The organism is Streptomyces sodiiphilus (genome assembly GCF_039529215.1).
GTDB classification, from domain to species: domain Bacteria; phylum Actinomycetota; class Actinomycetes; order Streptomycetales; family Streptomycetaceae; genus Streptomyces; species Streptomyces sodiiphilus.
Window position 1 is genome coordinate 1 of record NZ_BAAAMJ010000026.1, and the last position, 22,864, is coordinate 22,864.

At 68.5% G+C, this 22,864-nt stretch carries 23 protein-coding genes and 1 pseudogene; 17 read left to right on the plus strand and 7 right to left on the minus strand.

From position 1 onward, the window contains the following. From ABD299_RS12080 to ABD299_RS12095, 4 genes are all read left to right on the plus strand, one after another. On the plus strand, nucleotides 1-628 hold a 628-nt coding region (locus tag ABD299_RS12080; protein WP_344261406.1), incomplete at its 5' end, for a phosphopantetheine-binding protein. Nucleotides 629-778: 150 nt separating this feature from the next. Beyond that, nucleotides 779-985 carry an MbtH family protein gene (locus ABD299_RS12085; protein WP_344261408.1) on the plus strand — a complete coding sequence of 69 codons (207 nt, stop codon included), beginning with the start codon at nucleotides 779-781 and terminating at the stop codon, nucleotides 983-985. A 216-nt stretch (nucleotides 986-1,201) separates the two neighbouring features. After that, nucleotides 1,202-2,011, plus strand: a complete 810-nt coding sequence (locus ABD299_RS12090; RefSeq protein WP_344261410.1) for a TauD/TfdA family dioxygenase — start codon at nucleotides 1,202-1,204, stop codon at nucleotides 2,009-2,011. Nucleotides 2,012-2,039: 28 nt separating this feature from the next. After that, a complete protein-coding gene (locus ABD299_RS12095) occupies nucleotides 2,040-2,804 on the plus strand; it encodes an SDR family NAD(P)-dependent oxidoreductase (RefSeq protein ID WP_344261411.1) in 765 nt (254 codons plus the stop codon). Here ABD299_RS12095 and ABD299_RS12100 read toward each other — a convergent pair. After that, a complete protein-coding gene (locus tag ABD299_RS12100; protein WP_344261412.1) occupies nucleotides 2,792-3,460 on the minus strand; it encodes a helix-turn-helix domain-containing protein in 669 nt (222 codons plus the stop codon). The two genes, ABD299_RS12095 and ABD299_RS12100, sit on opposite strands and share 13 nt — an antisense overlap. Before the next feature lie 82 nt (nucleotides 3,461-3,542). Here ABD299_RS12100 and ABD299_RS12105 point away from each other — a divergent pair, with 82 nt between their 5' ends. Continuing rightward, nucleotides 3,543-4,784 carry an MFS transporter gene (locus ABD299_RS12105; protein WP_344261413.1) on the plus strand — a complete coding sequence of 414 codons (1,242 nt, stop codon included), beginning with the start codon at nucleotides 3,543-3,545 and terminating at the stop codon, nucleotides 4,782-4,784. A 119-nt stretch (nucleotides 4,785-4,903) separates the two neighbouring features. On the opposite strand, the gene ABD299_RS12110 is transcribed toward ABD299_RS12105, so the two are convergent. Further along, on the minus strand, nucleotides 4,904-6,397 hold the full coding sequence (locus ABD299_RS12110) for a helix-turn-helix domain-containing protein (RefSeq protein WP_344261415.1): 1,494 nt from the start codon (nucleotides 6,395-6,397) through the stop codon (nucleotides 4,904-4,906). A gap of 1,646 nt (nucleotides 6,398-8,043) precedes the next feature. On the opposite strand from ABD299_RS12110, the gene ABD299_RS12115 reads away from it, so the two are divergent. From ABD299_RS12115 to ABD299_RS12140, 6 genes are all read left to right on the plus strand, one after another. Continuing rightward, on the plus strand, nucleotides 8,044-9,564 hold the full coding sequence (locus tag ABD299_RS12115) for a pectate lyase family protein (protein ID WP_344261417.1): 1,521 nt from the start codon (nucleotides 8,044-8,046) through the stop codon (nucleotides 9,562-9,564). Between the two features lie 273 nt (nucleotides 9,565-9,837). Further along, on the plus strand, nucleotides 9,838-10,797 hold the full coding sequence (locus ABD299_RS12120; protein ID WP_344261419.1) for a GlxA family transcriptional regulator: 960 nt from the start codon (nucleotides 9,838-9,840) through the stop codon (nucleotides 10,795-10,797). Between the two features lie 23 nt (nucleotides 10,798-10,820). After that, on the plus strand, nucleotides 10,821-11,456 hold the full coding sequence (locus ABD299_RS12125) for a DJ-1/PfpI family protein (RefSeq protein WP_344261421.1): 636 nt from the start codon (nucleotides 10,821-10,823) through the stop codon (nucleotides 11,454-11,456). A 314-nt stretch (nucleotides 11,457-11,770) separates the two neighbouring features. Further along, nucleotides 11,771-12,904, plus strand: coding sequence for an endo-1,4-beta-xylanase (locus ABD299_RS12130; RefSeq protein ID WP_344261423.1), 1,134 nt, complete (start codon nucleotides 11,771-11,773; stop codon nucleotides 12,902-12,904). Nucleotides 12,905-13,201: 297 nt separating this feature from the next. Then, a complete protein-coding gene (locus ABD299_RS12135; RefSeq protein WP_344261425.1) occupies nucleotides 13,202-14,074 on the plus strand; it encodes an NmrA family NAD(P)-binding protein in 873 nt (290 codons plus the stop codon). Between the two features lie 151 nt (nucleotides 14,075-14,225). Continuing rightward, complete coding sequence (locus ABD299_RS12140; RefSeq protein WP_344261427.1) at nucleotides 14,226-15,218, plus strand: AraC family transcriptional regulator; 993 nt, start codon at nucleotides 14,226-14,228, stop codon at nucleotides 15,216-15,218. Nucleotides 15,219-15,530: 312 nt separating this feature from the next. Here ABD299_RS12140 and ABD299_RS12145 read toward each other — a convergent pair whose 3' ends face one another. Both ABD299_RS12145 and ABD299_RS12150 read right to left on the minus strand, forming a co-directional pair. Then, nucleotides 15,531-15,749: a DUF397 domain-containing protein gene (locus tag ABD299_RS12145; RefSeq protein ID WP_344261429.1), complete on the minus strand. Its 219-nt coding sequence runs from the start codon at nucleotides 15,747-15,749 to the stop codon at nucleotides 15,531-15,533. Between the two features lie 4 nt (nucleotides 15,750-15,753). After that, entirely contained in the window at nucleotides 15,754-16,575 is an 822-nt protein-coding gene (locus ABD299_RS12150; RefSeq protein ID WP_344261431.1) for a helix-turn-helix domain-containing protein, read from the minus strand. A gap of 283 nt (nucleotides 16,576-16,858) precedes the next feature. Between ABD299_RS12150 and ABD299_RS12155 the strand changes: the two genes are divergently transcribed. The 4 genes and pseudogenes from ABD299_RS12155 to ABD299_RS12170 form a co-directional block, all read left to right on the plus strand. Beyond that, complete coding sequence (locus ABD299_RS12155) at nucleotides 16,859-17,272, plus strand: ATP-binding protein (RefSeq protein ID WP_344261433.1); 414 nt, start codon at nucleotides 16,859-16,861, stop codon at nucleotides 17,270-17,272. 5 nt (nucleotides 17,273-17,277) lie between these two features. After that, complete coding sequence (locus ABD299_RS12160) at nucleotides 17,278-17,649, plus strand: hypothetical protein (RefSeq protein ID WP_344261435.1); 372 nt, start codon at nucleotides 17,278-17,280, stop codon at nucleotides 17,647-17,649. A gap of 181 nt (nucleotides 17,650-17,830) precedes the next feature. Then, entirely contained in the window at nucleotides 17,831-18,097 is a 267-nt protein-coding gene (locus tag ABD299_RS25225) for a DUF7848 domain-containing protein (protein ID WP_486388912.1), read from the plus strand. Between the two features lie 169 nt (nucleotides 18,098-18,266). Then, a pseudogene (locus ABD299_RS12170) lies at nucleotides 18,267-19,214 on the plus strand (AAA family ATPase); the annotation flags it as partial. Between the two features lie 110 nt (nucleotides 19,215-19,324). On the opposite strand, the gene ABD299_RS12175 reads toward ABD299_RS12170, so the two are convergent. Both ABD299_RS12175 and ABD299_RS12180 read right to left on the minus strand, forming a co-directional pair. Continuing rightward, nucleotides 19,325-20,074: a class I SAM-dependent methyltransferase gene (locus ABD299_RS12175; RefSeq protein WP_344261672.1), complete on the minus strand. Its 750-nt coding sequence runs from the start codon at nucleotides 20,072-20,074 to the stop codon at nucleotides 19,325-19,327. A gap of 373 nt (nucleotides 20,075-20,447) precedes the next feature. Then, nucleotides 20,448-20,714: a hypothetical protein gene (locus ABD299_RS12180; protein ID WP_344261439.1), complete on the minus strand. Its 267-nt coding sequence runs from the start codon at nucleotides 20,712-20,714 to the stop codon at nucleotides 20,448-20,450. A 541-nt stretch (nucleotides 20,715-21,255) separates the two neighbouring features. Between ABD299_RS12180 and ABD299_RS12185 the strand changes: the two genes are divergently transcribed. Next, complete coding sequence (locus ABD299_RS12185; RefSeq protein ID WP_344261441.1) at nucleotides 21,256-21,711, plus strand: hypothetical protein; 456 nt, start codon at nucleotides 21,256-21,258, stop codon at nucleotides 21,709-21,711. A gap of 142 nt (nucleotides 21,712-21,853) precedes the next feature. Beyond that, a complete protein-coding gene (locus tag ABD299_RS12190; RefSeq protein WP_344261443.1) occupies nucleotides 21,854-22,123 on the plus strand; it encodes a hypothetical protein in 270 nt (89 codons plus the stop codon). On the opposite strand, the gene ABD299_RS12195 is transcribed toward ABD299_RS12190, so the two are convergent. Continuing rightward, complete coding sequence (locus ABD299_RS12195) at nucleotides 22,114-22,545, minus strand: hypothetical protein (RefSeq protein ID WP_344261445.1); 432 nt, start codon at nucleotides 22,543-22,545, stop codon at nucleotides 22,114-22,116. The genes ABD299_RS12190 and ABD299_RS12195 overlap by 10 nt on opposite strands. Between the last annotated feature and the right edge of the window lie 319 nt (nucleotides 22,546-22,864).

Below are 22,864 nucleotides of genomic sequence, written 5' to 3' on the forward strand. Positions count from 1 at the left end.
ACACCCTCAGCTTTTCGACACCACCACCGTCTTCGAGAACTACCCGACCAAGGCCTTCGGGCTGGACCCGGCGGGACCTCGGGAACTGACCGAAGAAGCCGGAGATGAGCCGAGGCTGGAGGGCATCAGTGGCCGGGATGCCTACCACTATCCGCTTCGCCTCGTCGCTGCCGCGGACGACGGGTTGCTGCTGCGGATCGAACACTTTCCGGGCGCGGTGGACCACGGCACGGCGGAGGCGTGTCTGGAGTGGCTGCGCCATGCGCTGGGACGGATCGCGGATGATCCTGAACTGCCGGTCGAGGCCCTTCTCCGGAATGGGCTCGGCCCAGACGCACCTGCCCTGCCCAAGGCCCCGATCGAAGGCCGGGGCGCACCGCTCCGGACCCCGGCCGCGCCAAGAGAGCCCTCGGGTGCACTGGAGTCGTCGCTCTGCGCGCACTTCGCGCACGTGCTGGGACGCGACAAGGTCGGTGCGGAGCAGGACTTCTTCGAGCTGGGCGGTGATTCGTTGCTGGCCTTGCGGCTGGCTGGACGGATCGGGACGGAGACCGGCAAGAAACCGCCGTTGCGTACGCTCTTCGCCGCCCGGACCCCCGCCCTGCTGGCGCGTCTCCTTGGGAGCTGAGCGCCGTCCGCCGCCCGCATCGAGAATCCTCCGGCCGGTGGCAATTGGCCGGCCGGGAGTTGCCGGGTCAGTTTCCTGTCGGGACGGGAGCGGTAATGGCAGCCTGTGGAGTGCAGTTCCGCGAATAACCGCACGGAGAGGATAACCGGGATGACCAATCCGTTCGATGACGCCGACGGCAAGTTTCTGGTGCTTGTCAACGAAGAAGGGCAGCACTCGCTGTGGCCGGCCTTTGCTGCTGTCCCCAAGGGCTGGGAAAAGGTCTACGGTGAAGCGGATCGGCCGTCGTGTATCGAATACATCGAATCGCATTGGGTCGATATTCGCCCGAAGAGCTCTGTGGTTCGGCTCGGATGATCGTGGGAGTGTCTCATGTCTTTGGCTGAATACGAACTGCGGCCACAGGAGAAGGATGAGCTGCTTGCTTTGGCGAAATCGCTCCGTGACGCCGAAGAGTCTCCCGGTGCGCCGGAGTTCTACGGCAATCACTGGACCGCTCTGGAGCGCCTTCCTCCCGGCCTGAGGCGGGTGCTCGAAGGCGTCCGGAGAAGTGGCAGGAACCATGCCTGTCTGGTGCATGGATTCCCTCTGAACGAGCTGGAGATCGGTCCCACCCCTCTGCACTGGGACGCGCCGGAGAGCGATGAGCGGGCCCGCGACGCGGAGATCTATCTCGGTGTCTGTGCCATGGCGATGGGAGAGCCGTTCACCTGGGCGACTCTCCAGTCCGGCCGAATCATTCAGAACATCCTGCCGATCGCCGGTGACGAGGACCGTCAGAACGGCTATGGTAGTGACGCGCTGTTGGAGTTTCACACCGAGGACGGATTCCATCCCGGCCGCTGCGACTACCTGATGCTCCTGGGGCTCCGTAACCCTGACCGGGTTCCCACGACGGTGGCCTCGGTGTGGGACATCGAACTGACAGCTGGAGAGCGGCGTATTCTGTCCGGGCGGCGCTTCCACATATTCCCCGACGACGAGCACATCCGGCAGCTCGAAGCCCGCAGCCCGGATCACCCGGCGCTCCACGAGGCCCGGCGGATGCGGGACCATCCGGAGCCGGTGGCGGTGCTCTTCGGAGCATCGGCTCGCCCGTACATGCGTCTGGACCGGCCGTTCATGTCTGTTGTCGGAGCGGACCGTGACGCCGAGCGGGCCCTGGACCGGTTGATGGAGGAACTGCTGCGGGTCCAGCGTGACGTGGTGGTGGAGCAGGGCTCGCTTCTGGTGGTGGACAACTACGCCGCGGCGCACGGCCGAAGGTCGTTCACCAGCCGGTACGACGGTACTGACCGCTGGCTGAAGAAGATCACCGTACGGCTCAGCCTGCGGCAGGAGGGCGTGTCCATGCCGCTCTCCGGTAATCGGGTGCTGATCTGACCGGCACGACCAGGAAGGAGAACCGACCATGCGTACGGTGATTGTCTCTGGCGCGTCCAGCGGCATCGGTCTGGCGACCGCGGAGCGTTTCGCGGAGGCGGGTGACCTGGTGGTCAATCTGGACCTCGTGCCACCCGCGCCCGCCGCGGCTCGGACGGTCCAGTGGAAGAAGGTGGACGTGGCCGACTGGGCCGCGGTGCGCTCCGCGGTGGCCGAGACCGCCGCGGAGCACGGCGGGCCCGACGTCGTGGTGGCCAATGCTGGCATAAGTGTGCGGCACGGAGTGCTGGAGCTGACCGAGGCGGATGCCCGGAGGGTGGTGGACGTCAATCTTCTCGGCGTGCTGGGACTGTGGCGCTACGCCGCCGAGCGGATGATGGCGAACGGCGGCGGAGTGCTGCTGGCGACTGCGTCGGTCAACGGCGCGCGCGGTTATCCCTTCTACGCCGATTACAACGCCACCAAGGCCGGCATCGTCGCTCTGTGCCAGACGTTCGCGCTGGAGCTCAGCCCGGTGGTGCGAGCTGCCTGTGTGTCGCCGGGTGCGGTGCTCACCCCGATGCAGCAGGCGGAGTACTCCGAGGAGATGCTGGAGGAGGTGAACCGGGCTATTCCCGCCGGTCGGCACGCTGATCCGACGGAGATCGCCGAAGCCTTCTTCTTCCTCGCTTCGGACCGGGCGGCCTTTCTCACCGGCCAGGAACTGGTGGTCGACGGAGGCGAGACCGCCGGTGCCACTACGGCGATTCTCGGAACCGGTGGGCGGAGCCAGCGGGGCTCTCAGGGTTCCTGAGCCACGTAGTAGGCCATGAGAATGTGAAGCGGGACCCCCGATTGGTCACTGTCGATCTGCTTGAACTCCGCCACCAGTGCGTTCAGCCGCTCGCTGAATGCCTTGGCCTGTGCGACAGGGATGGTCGCAGACAGGGCGGCCAGCGTGGGTCTGATGTCTCCCTCGTCGGCCGCCCCCGTGTCGCCGCTCCTCTGGCCGGACGCTGCGGGCTGATCCTCGGCTCCGTCTCGCAGGACCTGGAAGAGGCCACGGCGGTAACGGTCGAGAACGGACCGGAGCGTCCGGAGCTTGTCGTCCATCGGCGCGGAGCCGCCCAGAAACTCCTCGTCGAGGCGGAGGGAGACCTGCCCCGCCCGGTAGCGGTGTTGCACGATCCCGGACACCAATCGGGTTTCCGCCACCTCGATCAGACTGACCGCCAACAGCTGCTTCAAGTGCCGGTACAGCTTGGTCTGCGGCTGATGGAGCTCCTGGGCGAGCTCCTTCGCCGTACGTGTCCGGGGCTGCCGGTCGGCGCCTTCCATCAGGAGGTTGAGGATCTCCAGGCGGATCGGGTCGGAGAGGACGCGGAGGGTCTCCACGTCATCCACGAAGCGGACCCGCACGGAAGGGGTCGGCTGGAGGTCGGAGAGCGGGATCAGGTCTGACGATGCCACACCGGCCATCTTGCCAAGAACTGCATGCGGAGCAATGATTCACCCTAACGTGAATGGTTTACGGCCCGTGAAAGGTGGACCGATGTCCTTGGAGTCCGCGGCTCCGCCAGTGGTCTCGGTGGCCGTTCCACTGCGCCGCAATCGCAACTTCCAGCTTCTGTGGGTCGGCTCGGCTGCCGCCTTCCTGGGGCTGTTCGTCGCCGAGATCACTTTCCCCTTGCTGATCCTGGCGCTCACCGGCTCCCCGGGCTTGACCAGCCTCTTCGTGGTGATGCAGACGGCCACGATGGTGCTGGTGGCCGTACCGGCCGGACGGATACTCGACCGGCGGGACCGGCGGCGCATCCTCATCGCCACGGAATGCGTCCGTCTGGCGACCGCGGCCACGCTCGTCACCGCGATGCTGGCGGGTCTGCTGAGTCTGGCTCACCTTCTCTTGGCGGCTGTGGTGTTCGGCTCGGTCCAGGCCTTCGGCACGGCCCGGATGCTGCTGCTCAGAGCCGCGGTGCCGCCCGAACAGCTCACGGCCGCCGTGACGGCCGAGGAGGTGCGGACGAACGCGGCCGAACTGGGCGGCCCCCCGTTGGGCGGGTTTCTGTACGGGACGGCGCAGGTGCTGCCGTTCCTCTTCGCCATGGTGATGTTCATGGTCTCGGCCGTCATGGCGTTCTTCGTGCGGGTACCAGCCCCCGAGCGGTCGTGCGAGGACGAGCAGCGCAACCTGTTCACCGGCTTCTCCGTGGTGCTGCGCGAGCCCACGCTGCGCGGAGTCGTCCTGATGCTCATGCTCGTCAACGCCGTGGCCTGGCCGGTTCAGCTGATCGCTGTGGTCCTGCTGCAGAGCCGGGAGACTCCGCCATGGCAGATCGGGCTCGCGCTGTCCGGGTTGGCCCTCGGCGCGCTGGCCGGCACCGCGTTCGTGAAGTTCCTGCACCGGGTTCTGCGGCCAGGGGTGCTGCTCATGGCGGTGATGCTGGCGGAGGTGCCCGTCCTGCTCGTGCTCGCCGTGCCGATGGGGCCCCTGGGGGTCGGGCTCGCCTGCTTCTGCTTCGGTGCCGGGGTTCCGCAACTCCGTGTTCTCATGGATGTATTGATAGTCCGTCAGGTGCCCGACGAGCACCGCGGGCGGGCGCTGACCGCGGTCTTCACGCTCTGCGCGCTGAGTGTCCCCGTGACAATGGGCTGTGTCGGCCTCGTCATGGAGTTCCGGAGCCCGGCGGTCGCGCTGCTGATACTGGCGGGCATGCTCTGTGCGGGAGGCGTGTGGGCTCTCACCCGGCGCCACCTCCGGCGGGCCGAGTGGCCTCGTGAGCTGGCCACATGAGCGGCCATCGCGGGCCGGCCCTCCGCGGTCCGTGCCCCAGCTCTCTGGCCTCGCGGGAGGGGGTGCCCAGGCGTGGCGGCCGGAACCCGGCGGAGCCGCCATCACCTGGGCGGGGGCTCTCAGGTCTCCGAGCCGAGGCCCACCGAGGGAGCGTCCGGAGCCCCCCACCGCAGCACGAGTTCACGGACATACCCCAGCATGTGGTACGTGTAGTCCATGCTGCGCCGCACCTGAATGAGCGAGGAGTCGGTGAGCGCGTGGAGCGAGGCAGCGACGCTCTCCCGGGTCAGGCCTCGCTCCTGGGCCGCGAGCTCGATGCGCTCGAAGGTGAGCTCTCCGGGCAGAGCGGCCAGGTGCCGGAGCATCGCCTGCTGATCGGCCGTCAGCATGTCGTAGCTCCAGCGGACGCTGTGAGTCAGCTCTCGCTGATGGGGCAGCCCCAGCTCCCTCCGTTGTCGCAGGACCTGCTCGGCGGGATTGCCCCGCAGAAGGGTTTCCAGCGGAACCGAACGCGTCCACTGGGCCGCGAACTCGATGGCCAGTGGCATGTTGTCGAGCATGGCGCACAGTTTCGTCACGGCGGGGATCTGGTCCGTCAGGTCGAACGAGGGGCAATCCGAGTGAACGCGCCGCAGGAACAGATCAACCGAAGCCGGGTGCCGCGCGGAGGTTGCTGCATCCAGCGGGCCGACCTCCCGGTTCCGGCAGGCCGGAGCGCCGACCGGCCGCCGGGAAGTGATCAGGAGCGCGACCCCCGGGCACTCGCTCAGCAGCCGCAAGGCCAGCTGTGTCAGAGGTTCAAGCAAGTGCTCGGCGTTGTCGATCAGCACAAGCATGTTCGGGCGGAACGCTTGTTCCGGCCACGGTGCGGCACGGTCGGCCTCGCCCGCCCGGCGCACGGTCTCCATCACTTCGGGGATGAGCGCGGTCAGGCGCCGCTCGGAATCCCGGGCGGTCCGGGTCAGCTCACCGGCCGGAAACACCAATACGCCGTCACGGAAGTCCCCGCGGAGACGTTGGGCAACGGCGAGCGCCAGCCGGGTCTTCCCCACCCCGCCCGGCCCTGTAAGAGCGACACAGCGATGGGCGCGCAGGGCGCCGCAGATTTGTTCCTCGTCCTCCTCGCGGCCCAGCAGGGGATCCGGGTCGGGAGGGGGACCGATCCACTGTCCCTGTCTGCCGCGTGCCGCGGGGTTCAGTTTCGTGCCACGGCCACCCGCCCACACCCTGTCCAGCCAGGAAGGAACCGAGTGCGAGGATGCGCTGTCCGTTTGCTCCGCCGTTCCAATCGCGGAAAGCAGCAGGTCGGTCGTGGAGCGCCGGGGGTTGCGGATGGTCCCCGTCTCCAGGTTACGGATCGTTCGCACGCTCACCCCGGACCTCTCGGCGAGCTTCTCCTGGGACCAGCGCAAGAGCTCGCGGCGCGTCGCGAGGTAGGCGCCGAGCGTTTGGCCGTTCGTGGGGTCCACTAAGTGGTCGAAGACGTCCGCACTGTGAGGAGACGGAAGAGGCGACTGGCCCGGGCCGGCGTAACCGGCGACGGTGGCCCGGGCGTGGTGGGCAGACACCTGCGAGGGAACCGGCGTCGTACCTGGAAGGTGATAAATTTTCACGGGTACTCCTCGACTGAGGCTCGTAACGCGTCGGGTACACGCGTGTCCTGTCGTGGCAAGCCTTGGCGTCGGCTGTTACCAGGCGTTCGGGCTTTCGGTGTTCTCCTGCACGGCGGGGTGAGCGCGCATGGACGGCGAGCAAGCGTGGGGTGTCGGCGGGGCCCGGCACTGAGAAGGGGAGCAGCGGCACCCGGTAACGGTCTTCGCTGTATGGCGGGTTACGCGCGCGGGACCGTTCCGGGGCCGTGCGGCCTTGGCGCCTGCTGTCGCACCGTTTCGCGAGGCCGATGAGGTAGTTCGAGGTGTTCCGACGGGGCAGGTGAATCACCCCTTTCCTGTCACCGGCCCGGCGGGGGTGCCCGGTGGACCGCCACCAGATGGTGGTCTCGCGGGAAGGGGAGGACGCGGTCACGATTCTCTCCCTGGCGGTTCGTGAACTCTGAGCTGCGGCATTCCCTGTGGGAATGCATGGATGCGGGGCCCAACAGGCCACGAGGAATACTTTCAGCCAGGATCCCAGTGCTCCGGCCGGGCCTTCCGGGGTGAGTCATCCAGCCACGCTCTCCTTGATCGGTCACGTGATCGACACAGAGCTTCGCAGTAGCTTCCCTTTTAGTCAAGAAGTTCCGGCAGTTGGGCATGGACGAGTGAAACTGCGGCATGGATGCGAGGCGGGGGCCGGCGCCTCCGTCCCGTGGGCGGGTGTTGGCCGCTTCCATGCCCCCCGGGCGAGCTTCTCCAGCGGCTCTCGACGTAGCGGAAAATGCGCGTTCCCAGCGCTCACCCTTGAGTGGGCAGGTTTTCGCAGCTCCTTTCCCGGGGAGAGCCGGTTTGTGCTGCGGTGATATGGAGAAGCTACGCTGCCGATACAGGGTCCGGGCATCGTGTTCCCGATGTCCGTATGCTCTGCGCAGCTTGGGAACAAGGGCAGTCGCGATGGCGTACTGCACGGGTTTCCCGGGTCTCCGAACATGAGCGGTGGACGACCGGCCCGGTCTGTTGACGTGGCGTCGCAGTTCGTGATCTTGCCCTGGACAGCTCGGCTCTGAACGCATGCTGCCCGCGGTCCTGAGTGATCATTTCTGTTCTCTGCGAACGATCGAGCCGGAGCCACGGGTTTGCTCAACGATACGACGTTGCTGCTCGACATCGGCGGGGTCCCTCGTTCGGATCGAGCGGCCGGCTGATAGGAGACGCCGGGTCGGCCTGGTCACGGCCGGGTGGAGCCATGGCAGGGCCGGCCGGGGTGAGCTGGGCGGTGCCTCTGAGCAGCCCAAACGTCGTGCGGTCGGCCGGTGTCGCCGCAGGCGTCAGGGCGGGCACCTCTCGTGTCATGTACCTTGTCAAACTTCTCGGTGCCGCCCTATGCTCTGCGGGGAAAGCGCTTTCCATGGTTCTTGTGCCGGTGGAGCGTCCTTCGCGGTGCGCGCCGCGGGGCGTGTACGAGCCGCCGCCGGTCCGGAGCAGCCCACACCGGGATACACCCCGCCGCACAGCGCGCGCTGCGATCCAGCCGCGTCGGTGACAAGCAGCACGACTTCCCGCAGCGGGCGGTGCGACGCGCTGCCGCACCGGGCGGACGACGACCGCGCGTGCGGCAGGCAGTGGCAGCACCCGGTATTCGACGACGAATGGGAAGAATACGCATGAGGAAATCAGTAGCCGCGCGGCTCTGTGCCGCGGCGGCCGCATCGGCCCTGGCCGCCACCGGTCTGGTGGTGTCCATGTCCGGGGCGTCGGCGGTATCCGCCGGCGCCACGGGCTACGCGACCCAGAACGGAGGGACGACCGGGGGTGCGGGCGGGCAGACCGTCCGGGCGACCACCGGGACCGCGATCCACCAGGCACTGTGCACCCGGGCCAGCAGCAGCACCCCGATCATCATCGAGGTCGAGGGCACCATCAACCACGGCAACACCAGCAAGGTGTCGGGCCCCAGCTGCAACACCGCCGACGACAAGATCGAGCTCAAGCAGATCAGCAATGTCACGCTCATCGGCGTCGGCCGCGGGGCCGTCTTCGACCAGCTCGGCATCCACATTCGTGAGGCCAACAACATCATCATCCGGAATGTGACCGTCCGGAACGTCAAGAAGTCCGGCTCGCCCACCTCCAACGGCGGCGACGCCATCGGAATGGAGAAGGACGTCCGCAACATCTGGGTCGATCACACCACCCTTGAAGCGTCGGGCGGGGAATCGGAAGGCTACGACGGACTCTTCGACCTCAAGGACAACACCCAGTACGTCACCCTGTCCTACAGCATCCTGCGCAACTCGGGCCGTGGCGGCCTCATCGGGTCCAGCGAGAGCGACCGCTCGAACGGCTTCATCACCTTCCACCACAACCGGTACGAGAACATCGGGTCCCGGGCGCCCCTGCTGCGCGGCGGCGTGGCGCACATGTACAACAACCACTACGTCAACCTGGAGAACTCCGGGATCAACTCCCGTGCCGGCGCGCGCGCCAAGGTGGAGAACAACTACTTCAAGGACTCCAAGGACGTCCTGGGCACCTTCTACACCAACGAGATGGGCACCTGGCAGGTCAGCCGCAACATCTTCGACAACGTGACCTGGTCATCCCGGGGCAACCAGAACTACCCCGCCGGGCCGAATCCCACCTCCACCACCAGCGTCTCCATCCCCTACTCCTACAGCCTCGACGACCCGAGCTGCGTGCCCGCCGTCGTGGCCGCGACCGCCGGTGCGAACACCGGGATGAAGGTCTCCGACGGCAGCTGCACCCCGCAGAACCCCGGTCCCGACCCGGATCCCACCGACCCGCCGACCGACCCCAGCGGGCCCAACCTCAGCATCGGCGCCGGCGCCGACGGCTCCAGCAAGGCGAGTGGCACCAGCTACGGCAATGTGATCGACGGTGACATGGGCAGCTACTGGTCACCGAGCGGGTCGACCGGCTCCATCTCGGTCAAGTGGAGCAGGCCCACCACTGTCTCCTCGATCAATATCCGGGAGGCGTCGGACGCCGTCGGCAACATCCGCTCCTGGCGGGTCATCGACCACCACGCCAATACCGTCCTGGCCACCGGCACCGGAGCGGGCGTCATCTCCTTCTCCCCGGTCACCCTGGAGAAGATCAGGTTCGAGATCACCGGCTCCAACGGGACACCCAAGGTCGCCGAGTACGAGACCTACGCACCGTAGCGGCGACGCGCGCCGGGCGGTGAGTACCGCCTGACGCCAAGCCCCGGGAGCGGGGGCCGTCCACACGACGGCCCCCGCTCCGCACGCGCGGACCGTTCACCAGCTCGGAGAAGGCCACGGCGGCGTTATCGGCTGTCATGACGCGCAGGCGCCATCGCCCGTGAGAGGGATGCGCGGCCGTTCTTGCGTGCGGCGTGCTTCGCCGCGCGAGTGGCAGAAAAGGTGGGCTTCTTGTCGTTGCGGACATCGTGGCACCCGCGAAGGATGAGGGCCATGACGCCACGATCCCTGCTGCTCCCCGTCTTCGACGGCGTGCAGAGTCTCGACGTGACCGGCCCCGTGGAGGTGTTCGCGGGGGCGGGACGCCACAGCGGTGACCCCTACGAGATCCGCACCGCCTCGCTCGGCGGCGGGCCCGTCCGCACCTCCAGCGGGCTGACCCTCGTCCCCGACTGCGACCTGGCGGCGGTGGACACGCCGCACACCCTGCTCGTGCCGGGCGGCGAGGGGACCAGACGGCCCGAGCCCGGTCTGGTCGACTGGCTGCGGGAGCACGCCGGGCGGGCCGAGCGCATCGTCTCCGTGTGCAGCGGCGCGCTGCTGCTGGCCGCCGCCGGACTGCTCGACGGCCGCCGGGCGACGACACACTGGGCGCTCTGCGACCACCTGGCCAGGACGTACCCCGCGGTGCACGTCGATCCTGATCCGATCTTCGTCCGGGACGGCAAGGTCGCCACCTCCGCCGGGGTCACCGCCGGCATCGATCTCGCCCTGGCCCTCGTCGAGGAGGACCACGGCCGGGATACCGCGCTCGCCGTGGCCCGCTATCTCGTCGTGTTCCTCCGGCGTCCCGGCAACCAGGCGCAGTTCAGCGCCCAGCTCGCCGCCCAGACCGCCCGGCGCGAACCGCTGCGGGAGGTCCAGCAGTGGATCACCGAGCACCCCGACGGTGATCTGTCCGTCGAGAGCCTGGCCGAACGCGCCTGCCTGTCGCCGCGCCACTTCGCCCGTGCCTTCCAGGCGGAGACCGGCACCAGCCCGGGCCGCTACGTCGAGCGCGTCCGCCTGGAGCACGCCCGGCGCCTCCTGGAGGACACGACGGACGGCGTCGAACAGATCTCCCGCGCCTGCGGATACGGCACCCCGGAGGCGATGCGCCGGGCCTTCGTCAAAGCGCTGGGCACCGCCCCGGCCGAGTACCGCCGGCGCTTCCACCCGGCCACCACCCCCTGACATCGCCCCCGGAAGGGTTTCCCATGCAGATCGCCATCGTTCTCTTCGACCGCTTCACCGCACTGGACGCGGTCGGCACCTACGAGATGCTGTGCAACATCCCCGGCGCCGAGACGGTCTTCGTCGCCGAGCGGCCCGGCCCGGTACGCAACGACCGGGGCGGCCTCACGCTGATCGCCGAGAAGCCACTGGCCGGGGTGACGGCCCCGGATGTCGTCGTGGTGCCCGGCGGGCCGGGCCAGGTCGCCCTCATGGACAACGAGGAACTGCTCGACTGGCTGCGCACCGTCCACGTCACCAGCACCTGGACGACCTCGGTGTGCACGGGGTCGCTGCTGCTCGCCGCGGCCGGCCTGCTGGAGGGCCGGCGTGCCACGTCGCACTGGCTGGCGCTCGACGACCTCGCCGCCTACGGTGCCGAGCCCACCGGCGAGCGCGTGGTGACCGACGGCAGGATCATCACGGCCGCGGGGGTGTCCGCGGGAATCGACATGGGGCTGACTCTGGTCGGCGAGATCGCCGGCGACCAGTACGCGCAGATGGTCCAGTTGGGCACCGAGTACGATCCCCAGCCGCCGTACGACGCGGGCTCGCCGCGGAAGGCGCCCGCCGAGGTCGTCGATACGCTCCGTGCCATGAAGGAGTCGATACTCCGCTGACACCCGGCCGCGCCCGGGATCCGGGCCGATGAGGAGACTTCGTGGCCGGGCCGGGACGGCCCCGCCGGAGAACCCGCCGGCCGCACAAGGTTTGACCCCGGACCGAGCGGATACCGGAAGAAGTTCCGGTCGTTTTCCGGTGCGCCGCGGGCGGGGCCGATCCGGCCTTCTCCTGCTCAACGCCTGGTCGGGAGAAGCTTTGACCGGGCCGGGCCAAACCGTTGACGACCCGGCTCCGGGCACCTTAAGGTCCCTGAAACATTCCGGTAATCCTCCGAAAACTTTCGGAGCCGCGATCGAATGAGGGACCTCTGATGAGATCCGTCCGCATCGTCACCTTCGCTCTCGCCGCCGCGCTGGCCGTTCCGCTGGCGACGTCGACGGCAACGGCCAAGCCGTCCGCCGACCACGAGGCCGCGCCTCACTCCAACGCCAAGTTCGACCGCCTGCGCTGGGCCGCCCCCGAGGGGTTCTTCATAGGCTCCGCGGCGGCCGGCGGCGGCCACCACCTCGAACAGGACTACCCGGACCCCTTCACCTTCGACAAGAAGTACCGGAAGATCCTGGGCCAGCAGTTCAACTCGGTCTCCGCCGAGAACCAGATGAAGTGGGAGTTCATCCACCCCGAGCGCGACCAGTACCGCTTCGAGGAGGCCGACGCCATCGTCGAGTTCGCCCAGCGGAACCGCCAGGCCGTGCGCGGGCACACCCTCCTGTGGCACAGCCAGAACCCCGACTGGCTGGAGGAGGGCGACTTCACCAAGGAGGAACTGCGCGCCATCCTCAAGGACCACATCGACACGGTCGTCGGCCGCTACGCCGGCAAGATCCAGCAGTGGGACGTGGCCAACGAGATCTTCAACGACCAGGCCGAGCTGCGCACCGAGGAGAACATCTGGATTCGTGAGCTCGGCCCGGAGATCGTCGCGGACGCCTTCCGCTGGGCCCACGAGGCCGACCCCGAGGCCAAGCTGTTCCTCAACGACTACAACGTCGAGGGCATCAACGCCAAGAGCGACGCCTACTACGAGCTCGCCCAGGAGTTGCTGGAGCAGGGCGTGCCGCTCCACGGGTTCGGCGCCCAGGGCCACCTGAGCACCCGCTACGGTTTCCCGGGCGACCTGCAGCAGAACCTGCAGCGGTTCGCCGACCTCGGTCTGGAGACCGCCATCACCGAGATCGACGTCCGCATGGACCTCCCGGCGAGCGGCAAGCCCACCAAGGAGCAGCTGCGGCAGCAGGCCGACTACTACCAGCAGGCGCTGTCGGCCTGCCTGGCCGTGAACGACTGCAACTCCTTCACCATCTGGGGCTTCACCGACAAGTACTCGTGGGTGCCGGTCTTCTTCGAGGGTGAGGGCAGCGCCACGGTCATGACGGAGAGGTTCGTCCGCAAGCCTGCCTTCTTCGCCCTGCAGTCCACCCTGAAGGAGGCGCGCACGCGCTGAGTCCCGTCCTCCGCCCGCGGCGACAGGCCGCGGGCGGGGTGACCAAGCCCGCCGTTCCGCTCACGACGCCGCCGCCCGGTGAGGGCATCGGCAGCCGTGTCCGCCCAGGCGGAACGTGCCGGCCGGATCCCGCCCGATCATCCCGATCGGGCGGGATCTCGTCGTACCGAGGCCGGTCCGGCCGGTTCCGCCGACGGACCCGGGCGCCGCTCATCAGGAGCTCCCTGAGACGCCCGCGTATGAAGCTGAGCGCGGTGGCCATGGCCCGTCCAGCCGTCCCGGCGTTGACTGAGCCGCATGACAACGAACAACCTCTCCCGCTCCCCGCAGTCGCACGAAGCCGTCGGCCCGTCCAGGACCGGCCCGGCGACGACGCTGGTCGTCGGCGGGACCGGCAAGACCGGCCGCCGCGTCGTGGAACGGCTCACCGCCCGGGGACTGCCGGTGCGGTCCGGATCCCGGTCCGGGCAGCCGCCCTTCGTATGGGAGGACCCCGCGACTTGGGACGCCGCACTGGAAGGGGTCGGCTCCGTCTACCTCACCTACTACCCCGATCTGTCCTTCCCCGGGGCGGCCGACGCCATCGGCGCCTTCTCCCGCCACGCGGTCGCGCGGGGCGCGCGACGCCTGGTGCTGCTGTCCGGCCGCGGCGAGGAGGGCGCGTGGGTCTGCGAGGACAGGGTCAAGGAGTCCGGCGCCCAGTGGACCGTCGTCCGCTGCGGCTGGTTCAACCAGAACTTCGACGAGGGCTTCTTCCGGGACTCCGTCCTGGCCGGCGAACTCTCCCTGCCCACCGGGGACGCCGTGGAGGCGTTCGTCGACGCCGGGGACATCGCCGACGTCGTCGTCGCGGCGCTCACCGACGACCGGCACACCGGCCGCACCTACGAACTGTCCGGACCGCGGCTGCTGAGCTTCGGGGAGGCCGCCGCCGCGCTGTCCGAAGCCACCGGCCGGGAGATCCGGTACGTCCGCGTCACCGCAGAGGAGTTCCGCGCCTTCCTGGCGGAACACGGCCTCCCCGTCGACTTCGCCGACCTGTTCACCGCCATCCTGGACGGCCGCAACGCCCACCTGGTGAACGGCGTCGAGGAAGTCCTCGGCCGCAAGCCGAAGGACTTCGCCGCCTACGCCCGCGACGCGGCCGCCGCCGGGGCGTGGAAGCCCTGACGGACCGCCGGCCCCCGGACCGGCCATGGTCAGCCCCGGGCGGGGAGCATCATGGGGGAGTGCGGGCCCGCCCGCGCTCACCCGCCCCGCGACGCCCCTCCCGGACCGCCCGGGCGGGCGCGGGGGAACACCGAAGGAGGCCCGCAGGCCGATGGATGCCCTCACCGCCCTCCTCGACGGCCCCAAGGCGCGGGGCGCGTTCCTGCTCAAGTCGGTGTTCAACCCGCCCTGGTCGATGCGGGTCGAGGACCGGGCACCGATCTCCCTCGTCACCCTCACGCGCGGCCGGGCATGGGTGATACCCGCCCGGGGCGGTGCCACCCCGCTGGGCGTCGGGGACGTCGCGGTGCTGCGCGGCCCCGACCCCTACACGCTGGCCGACGCCCAGAACACACCGGCACGGATCGTCGTAGGTCCCGGCCAGCAGTGCAGCACGGTGGACGGCGCGGAGGTCACCGAGTCCACCGTGCTGGGGGTGCGCACCTGGGGCGAGACTCCAGGGCCGGACGCCGCCGTGCTGCTCAGCGGCACCTACCAGGCCCCCGGAGCGGTCGGCCGCCGGCTGCTGAACGCTCTGCCCGCCCTGCTGGTCAGCCCGGCCGGGCCGGGCACCGCCGCCCTCGTCTCGCTGCTCGCCGACGAGATCGACCGGGAGGAGCCGGGGCAGGAACTCGTCCTCGACCGCCTGTTGGACCTGCTGTTCGTCACCGTGCTGCGGGCCTGGCTGGCGGGCCCGGGCACCGGGGTCCCCGCCTGGTACCGGGCGCAGTCCGACCCCCTGGTCGGCCCGGCGCTGCGGCTGCTCCACGAGCACCCGGCCCGGCCGTGGTCCGTGCAGTCGCTGGCCCGCGAGGTCGGCGTCTCCCGCGCGAGCCTGGCGCGGCACTTCTCGGAGGTGGTGGGAGAGCCTCCGATGTCCTACCTGGCGAACTGGCGCCTCACCCTCGCCGCCGACCTCCTGCGCGACCCGGATCTCACGGTCGCCGCCGTCGCCCAACGCGTCGGCTACGGGAACGCGTTCGCGTTCAGCGCCGCGTTCAAGCGGATACGCGGCATGAGCCCCACCGAGTACCGCGCCCGCCCCGCCCCGACCGGCCCCCATTCGGCCGGCACCGCGCCGGGCACGGTGATCCTGCCGGGGTGAAGGGCCGCTGCCTCAGTGCGGGGAGGGGGTGGTGAGCCGAAGCGCGCCCGGCAGTACCAGGCATTATTGAGCGCCTGAGGACGTAACGGCTGGAGGCGGCGGCCTCGCCCATGCCGCGAGGGCCGAGGCTGCCGTCAACGGCGGTCTCGGTGCCCAGGTCGACGTACTGCTGCCCGCTGTAGGAGGGGTGGCGCCGCAGACGCTCCACGCTGAGGCGGAAGCCGGGATGTCATGCGTGGCGCCATCGTCGTTTTCCGTGCGGTTGGCCGGATGGTCCTCCAGACGTTGCGGGCTCGTGGCCGGTGCGTCGGCCTATGCCACGTGCCAAGTGGTGTGGGCACCTGCCTTGAGGGAGGCTATGAAGACCTTCCAGCCGCCTGCAGGGACGACAAGTGCCCCCTGGGAACGGTCCTTGCTGTCCCCGATTGCGATCAGCCCGTCCTCGGTCAACTGGGTCTCCACGCAGTTTCCGCTGCCCCCATTGGAGTAGCTGGATTTGCGCCAACGCTCGTTCGGCAACCCGTATCGCATGTTTTCAGCTCCTGCGTTCGTAGTCTGCTGTGAGACCAGCGATGAGTTTCATCGAATCGGGGGAAGACAACGCCTGTGTTCGGAGGTGCTCCGCTGCGATCCGGTAGGGCTCCAGGCCAGCCTCTTCCTCGATGAAGATCCTACTCTCCTTCTGCTCCAGGAAGCCGATGTCCATGTTCGCCGGAGCCGGGTAGGTGAAGAGTCGGAAGCTGCCGTCGGTGCCGGCATGAGCTCCCATGGTGCTGGGGATGACCTGGATGGACAGACGCGGAGGGTCGTTGAGCGCGGCGAGCTTACGCAGCTGCCCTGCCATCACCTGTGGACCGCCGACTTGACGGCGCAGTACGGCTTCGTCGAGGACACAGATGATGCGGGGTGCGTCTTCGTGGCGGAGGAGCTGTTGTCGTTCCATGCGAATCTCAACAGCTGTCTCGACGGGCTGTGAGTGGGGAGGCGGAAAGCCGCAGATGACGGCACGGGCATAGTCCTCCGTCTGGAACAGGCCGGGAACGACGATGGCCTCGTACTCGAAGATCCGAGAGGCGGTGGACTCCAGCTCGATCAGCTCTTGGAGCTTCGGCACCAAGATGTCACTCCGCCGTTGCCACCATCCTCGCTGGCGGCTGGTGCGGTTGAGCGCCAGAAGGCCGGTGCGGAAGCGGTCTTCAGTGACTCCGTAGAGATCGAGCAACGCCACCAGTTCCAGGCGGTTGAGCCCAGTCTTCCCTGCTTCCAAGCGACTGATCTTCGTGTCGCTGGCGTCGATGGCCTCAGCGGCGTCGAGCTGCGAGATCTGGGCCTGCTCCCGAAGGCGGCGCAGTTCCATGCCCAGTCGCATCCTGCGCACGGTTGTGACCGGTCGTCCCACGTTTCCTCCACTTCAAATCAACACCTCAGTCTGCCCGAGGTGTTGCGGCCGCAGGGGAGCGCGCCGAATCGAACAGTGCTTCGCAGGCTGACGTTTCGCAGACTTGCGACTCGACGACTTGCGCGATGGTGATCGCGTCGTTCAGTCTGAGTTGTGATGGCACGCACACAGTGTGTAATCGCATGTCTTTCCGGCGTGCCCTGTTCGGGGTGTGCTCTGCTCCGTGACTGGAGGCTTCTCCATGACTGTTAGCGCGCGGCTTGTCGAGGACCGGTACGGCTGCGCGTGGGGGATAACGGCCGAGGTGCGGGAGGTCAGGCACTGGCGGCGCGAGGTCGGCGCGGTGGTGGCCGGGCTGGGCGGTGACCGTGGTGCGGTGCAGGTGGCACAGCTGGGGGTCACGGAGCTGCTGGCGAACGTCTGCCGGCACGTGGAGGACCGGTTGTGCCGGCTGGAGGTGCGGCGGACGGGGGAGCTGGTGCGTGTGTCGGTGGCCGACCGGTCCCGGCAGGTTCCCGCTGTGCTGGTCCAAGGCGCAGACGCGGAAAGCGGGCGAGGCCTGTGGCTGCTGCGCGAGATCACCCACGCCCTGGGCTACGACTGCACCCCGGAGGGCAAATGCGTCTGGTTCACCGTCCCTCTCGCCACCACCTGACCGGCATGCGAACGAATCCAACGATGCCGATGGCCTATCGCGCCGAAGCCATTGCCTACTGCGTCGAGCCCCACCCCGGAATGTTCCACCTCGGAGACAGCTACGCCCTCCGGCCGGACGCGGTGCAACAGTGGGCGGCGGACCGGGCGGCACACATCGCCGCGAGTCTCGGCGCTCACCACGCCGGTACCGCCTGTCAGTTCCTCGCCTGGGCCCGCCACGTCACAGCCGACCACACGGGAGAACTTCTGCAGGCCGGCCACTCCGTCACCTACACCCACACGGACAGCGACTGCCTCTGGCAGCTCGCCCTCCGTCCCGTCCCCGAACACCATCCCCGTTCACTTGCCCCCTTACGGAACGGCGCCTCGTCGTGAGCCACCGACAGCCGTCAGTGGCCACCAACAGGAGCAGCCTTCCGGGACGTCCGCCGCTGAACACCGTCACGTCCGGCGGCGGACGGACGCCGACCACCGCGCCAGGCACCGCACACGTTCCGCCACGCAGACTCCCCGGGGCTCCCCACCTCCTCCGCTCCCATCACCCGAAAGACATCCGATGTTCTCCCGCCGCCGCCCTGCCGCCCGGACTATCCGACGGGCGGCAAACTGGATCAGCGAGCCCGACACCCAGCCTCACGCGGCACCTCCCACCTACCGCATGACCTGCGACCTCTGTGGCGCCACCTCCCACACCAGCGTCGAGTTCGGCACCGTCCACGACTGGCAGCGCCACCACGCCCCCCAGCACACCCAGCACCACACCTACACACAGACGATTACCCGCCCTTGGCACGCCTGGAGACAGCAGGACTCCTGCGCGTGACGCGCCGCGCCCTCCGGTAATGCGTAATGCCCCGGGCCCGGGCCGGATTTGGCCGTGTCGCTTCGGCATCCAGCAGTGGCGGCGCACCACGCGGGACGGACCGCGAGACGGCCGGGCGCCCGAGTGGCTGGGCGCACGCGAACCGCCGAGAGTCGGTAGATTGGCGGCTATGCCTCGATCCGTGCAGTGTGTGTCCGTCAAGGGGTATAAGTCGATCGCTGCCGTCGACCTTCACCTCGGCGCGCTCACCGTGCTTGTGGGCCCCAACGGTGCCGGAAAGAGCAACTTCATTGAGGCGGTGGAACTGCTGGGTCGCATCGCCGACGAAGACCTCCGCATGGAAGTGGGACTTCGCGGGGGAGCCGAGGCCGTGCTGCACGAAGGGGCGAAACCGCCCGCTCGGATCGAACTGCGGGCCGAAGCCGTCGAAGACAGCCTGGTGAATTCCTACGAGGCCGTATTGGTTCCCGCAGCCCAAGGAGAGCTGATCTTTGAACGGGAGGTCGTGGAGTTCCATGACAAGTCCCGTTCTGGGCACCCCTGGAAGCGCATTATCGGGCAAGGACACAGGGAGTCGCATCTCAGAGAAGTGGCCGAGCAGGGTCCCCCGGGAGAAGGGGGAGTCGCATGTCACACCCTGTCGATACTGCGTGGTTGCCGGGTGTACCACTTTCACGACACCACACGGAACGCCCCCGTGAAGCAGGCCGCCTACGTTACCGACGCAGAGGCGTTGCACCCCGACGCGAGTAGCCTCGCCGCCTTCCTGCTGCGTCTGCGGGAAGAGCACACGACGGAGTACAGGAGCATTGTCAGTACCGTTCAGTCGGTCGCGCCGTTCTTCCGTGACTTCATTCTGTCCGAGGACAGTTCTGGACGCGTGCGGCTGCGATGGAAGCAGATCGGTTCTGACACGGTGTTTCCTGCCGAAGCTCTTTCTGACGGTACGCTGCGTTTCATCTGCCTCGCCACGCTGCTGCTCCAGCCGGCTCCGCCCGCACTGCTGGTGCTCGACGAACCTGAGCTGGGTCTGCACCCGTTCGCCCTCACGATCCTCGCCGAGATGCTTCGAGCAGCCACGCACCGAAGCCAGATCCTGGCCGCAACGCAGTCCGTGACCCTTGTGGACGAGTTCGAACTCAACGAACTCGTCGTCGCGGAGCGCCTCGACGGAGCCACGAAGCTCCACCGTCCCGACCCGGAGACGCTGGCGGCGTGGCTCGAGGACTATGCACTCGGAGATCGACGGGCGGCCCGGCGGAACAGGGCCGTCCACAGGAAGGGTTCGCCGAAGCCCGGGGACTGCGGTGGCTCGTCGTTCATGCGGCGCAGCTCGATCTCCTCCAGGTCGGAGAAGATGTGGCGCAGGGCCTCGGGGGTGTAGCCGAGGCCACCGTGGAGGCGGTTCTGCCGGTAGAAGTCGGCGTCGGGGAGTTCGGACCCCATGGCACCGGCGGCGAAGCAGGTGAGGGCGAAGTGACCGCCGGGGGCGAGTAACCGATCGAGCAGGGCGAGGTAGCTGATGCGGCGGTGCGGTGGCAGGTGGTGGAAGCACCCGGAGTCGTAGATCAGTTCGTAAGGGCCGGACAGACCGGCACCGACAGGGCCGAAGGCGTCACCGCAGTGGAACTGGACCGTGCCTCCGGCCTCCCGCGCGCGTTCCTCCGCCCAGGCGATGGCGGTCGGAGGCAGGTCAACGGCGTCCACGTCGAAACCCGCCGCGGCGAGGTGGAGGGCGTTCCGGCCCGGCCCGCAGCCCAGGTCGAGCGCACGGCCCGCGGCGATCAGACCGCGGTCCAGGTAGGAGAGCAGACTCTCGTCGGGCTTCGCCACGAAGAACGGCACCGGCTTGGACCGGTCCGCGTAGAACTGGTCCCACCACGAGGCAGCGTCGTCCGTCCAGCGGTCGGCCTCCGGAGCGAACAGGCCGTCCAGCAGCTTGAGTACATCGTCCACCGTGCGGATGTTCCGGTCCATCCGGCCCCCTTTCCCCATCGGGCGATCGTAGGCCCGGACACGCCAAACAGCCAGGTCAGGCCCTGTTCCAGGCAGCCGCTGACGGCGCTGTGAAGCTGCGGTAGGAGGGGCGGGCCCTGCAAGGCCCGGGTATGTCGGCGGACGTCCGCGCACCCGCCTGAAGGACCGTCACGGGGCGCCTCCGGGGCGCGCCGGACCGGCTTCCCGGACGACTTGGTAGCTGCCGCAGACGGACATCCACTCACTCGGTCTTCCCGGTAGGCTTCTCCGAACCGGTTGTGCTGGGCGGCGGCCTTGGCGGTTCAAGCCCACGGAGAAGCGGTAATCGGTTGGCGGAGCGCAACGTTGAGACCTGTGGAGTGTCTGTTCCGGCTCAAGGATCCGGCTGGTCCCACACCGTGTTGCTACTTGAGAGCCGGGGCGCCGCGCGGTGGTGACGGGCGCCGAATGGGCTGAGTTCGAAGACCAAACGCCCCAACGCGACGAGGGCGCCCTGCCCGAAGACGAAGATCAGCCACCACCCGTAGTTCCAGTACCAGTTCTCGGTCCAGGGCTGTGTGATCACCAGCGTCCCGATGAGGTGCGAGACGGTGATGAAGACGCCCCTGCGACGCTGTCGGGGGTAAAGAAGTGGCAGCATCGTCCAGAGCACTGAGACCAGTACTAACCCGGGGGCGAAGAAGGGGACGACGGACATCGTGGACCTCGCATTCCGAGGAGTGCAGTCCGACCACGGTCGCACCGGCAGGTCCGCGATACCATCTCGGCGGCGTATCGCCCGAAGCACGATGCGATCCGGGCAGGCCAGGGCGTGAAGGCGTCGACCGGGTGACGGCCACCGTGCCGAGAGGCTGAAAGCCCGGCGAGCGCTTCCTGGGCGAGCCTGCCTTCACCCTCACCGAGGAGCCATCCCCACGTGCGCGCACCGGGAACAGGCCGACCGGACCGAAGGAGGGCACGGTAGCCCGCGCCGTGCTGCATCTGGCTTGAGGTCCGGGGCCATCGCCTGTCCGCCTTCCGCAAGTGGCTTCGGTCCGGCTGAACCTGGGGAGGAAGCTGCCCGGATGGCCTGTCTCGGGGCGTGATTACGCAGACTCACCCACGACACCCGCCTCCAGGCACTCGACCACCTGCGCATCGACGCCACCGTCCTGGAGGTCTCCCGGCAGACCGACTCCGTCGTGCGCGTCACCCGGGCCGGGGACGCAGTCACCCGTGCGCTGGACGAGGCGGGCGCCATCACCCTGGACTCCGCGCTGCCGCAGGAGGTCGCCGAGCGGGTACTGCCGGGCATGTGCCGTATCGCCCTGGAAGTCGCGTGGCTGCCACCCGCTCGGCACCGGCTGCGTGAGGCAGGTCTGCCCCACCTCGCTGTCGAGCGGGAGATCGGCAAGGCCCGCAAGATCACCGACCTCGCCCCCATGGCCCTCGCAGACCCGGGCGAGGTCACCGTTGCCGGGGCCCGCATGAGTCCCGGCGACGCGCTGGCCGCCATCGTCCGGCACCACGGGGAGGACGCCCGGGAGCTGATCAGGCTGTGCAACGAAGCCACCCACCGCATCCATACGCCGGTCGGGGACCGGCGGGACCTGGTCCGGCGGACCGAACGGCTCGCCAAGGCGGTGGCGAACCGATGACCACGACCGCCACGACCGCCGCGACCTGCTCATCGCCTCCGACCGGCTGCTCACCCCTCCGCCAGAAGCTCCCTCGGCTATCGCACCCGGCCTGCGCGCGCGAGCTGCCGCAGTCCTGCTGCGGCTCGCCCTGGAGCGGACCATGAACGACTTCTGGCAGGCCGTCAGCCCTCGCATGACCCGCAACTGCCGCACTCGGATGCAGTGTCTGGAGTGGTACATCACTCCCACCGTGGCCCGGCAGTGGTACGCGGTCCGGTCGGGGTTGAGCGCCGCCTGCCACCACCACACCTACGATCTCCCGCCCACCTGCGCCGAGGTCCGTGCCTGGCATCAGGACGTCACCGGACTCCTGCGAGTCCTGCCCCGAGCGATGCGACAAGGAATCGTGGGCGGGATGACTCACGTATGAGGAGCGGACCAGCCCACGAAACGCAGTGTGGGCATGAGGCGAAAGAGAACGAAGGCTACGACGGGCGTCTCGATGTCCTCGTGTGGAAAGTACACGGCGTGCTGGAGCTTTTCCTTGCTCTGCGGAGTTGCTGGCTCCACGGCTGGCCGCCCTGGCTTGTCGAAGGCAGGCCCTAAAGACACGCCGGGACGAGCAGCCAGGTCGCACAGCTGTTGATGACCGCACTCCTCAGCCAGCCGCAGAGTGGTCACGGACTTGCTCATCCGGGGAAGGCCGTTCGGTACCGGGAGAACGAGCCAGGCCATGATGCGCAGATGCCCGGCCCTGCCCTCTGCGGGCTGGATGCCGGCGCGTCTTCTGTTGTGCAGATTGGCCAGGGCGGAGGGCATCTTCGGTACCACGTCGGGCTGGTGGAGAGCCACGTCTCGTTCTCCGTTGTCCCAGCGAGTGTCGTGGACCGTGAGTGAGGGCTTCCCGGGGAGGGCCAAGTCCCATGCCGTGGCGACCCCGGTCGTCTGGACGCCGGAGCAAGTAACGCCGGACTTCGCGACTTGGCCGCCGTCGCACCGCAGGGTGAGGTCTTCCGTGAGTCTCATAGTGTGAGCCGAACCTCCGGGGTTGGGTATCGATTGCGACGTGTAGTGCTTGCTGTCAAACAGAACGTAGCCCCGAAACCGTCCATGTGTACGGGGTTCGAGAAGAGTCGTGGATAGGTCGTGTGCAAAGCGGGCTCGTTGGGGA

Bases quoted from the DNA above. Each gene is read 5' to 3' on its own strand.
- ABD299_RS12125 (WP_344261421.1), top strand. From the start codon at position 10,821: ATGCAGATCGCCATCGTTCTCTTCGACCGCTTCACCGCACTGGACGCG.
- ABD299_RS12150 (WP_344261431.1), bottom strand. From the start codon at position 16,575: ATGGAACTGCGCCGCCTTCGGGAGCAGGCCCAGATCTCGCAGCTCGAC.
- ABD299_RS12145 (WP_344261429.1), bottom strand. From the start codon at position 15,749: ATGCGATACGGGTTGCCGAACGAGCGTTGGCGCAAATCCAGCTACTCC.
- ABD299_RS12160 (WP_344261435.1), top strand. From the start codon at position 17,278: ATGCGAACGAATCCAACGATGCCGATGGCCTATCGCGCCGAAGCCATT.
- ABD299_RS12130 (WP_344261423.1), top strand. From the start codon at position 11,771: ATGAGATCCGTCCGCATCGTCACCTTCGCTCTCGCCGCCGCGCTGGCC.
- ABD299_RS12135 (WP_344261425.1), top strand. From the start codon at position 13,202: ATGACAACGAACAACCTCTCCCGCTCCCCGCAGTCGCACGAAGCCGTC.
- ABD299_RS12120 (WP_344261419.1), top strand. From the start codon at position 9,838: ATGACGCCACGATCCCTGCTGCTCCCCGTCTTCGACGGCGTGCAGAGT.
- ABD299_RS12140 (WP_344261427.1), top strand. From the start codon at position 14,226: ATGGATGCCCTCACCGCCCTCCTCGACGGCCCCAAGGCGCGGGGCGCG.
- ABD299_RS12180 (WP_344261439.1), bottom strand. From the start codon at position 20,714: ATGCTGCCACTTCTTTACCCCCGACAGCGTCGCAGGGGCGTCTTCATC.
- ABD299_RS12155 (WP_344261433.1), top strand. From the start codon at position 16,859: ATGACTGTTAGCGCGCGGCTTGTCGAGGACCGGTACGGCTGCGCGTGG.
- ABD299_RS12190 (WP_344261443.1), top strand. From the start codon at position 21,854: ATGAACGACTTCTGGCAGGCCGTCAGCCCTCGCATGACCCGCAACTGC.
- ABD299_RS25225 (WP_486388912.1), top strand. From the start codon at position 17,831: ATGTTCTCCCGCCGCCGCCCTGCCGCCCGGACTATCCGACGGGCGGCA.
- ABD299_RS12105 (WP_344261413.1), top strand. From the start codon at position 3,543: ATGTCCTTGGAGTCCGCGGCTCCGCCAGTGGTCTCGGTGGCCGTTCCA.
- ABD299_RS12085 (WP_344261408.1), top strand. From the start codon at position 779: ATGACCAATCCGTTCGATGACGCCGACGGCAAGTTTCTGGTGCTTGTC.
- ABD299_RS12115 (WP_344261417.1), top strand. From the start codon at position 8,044: ATGAGGAAATCAGTAGCCGCGCGGCTCTGTGCCGCGGCGGCCGCATCG.
- ABD299_RS12095 (WP_344261411.1), top strand. From the start codon at position 2,040: ATGCGTACGGTGATTGTCTCTGGCGCGTCCAGCGGCATCGGTCTGGCG.
- ABD299_RS12175 (WP_344261672.1), bottom strand. From the start codon at position 20,074: ATGGACCGGAACATCCGCACGGTGGACGATGTACTCAAGCTGCTGGAC.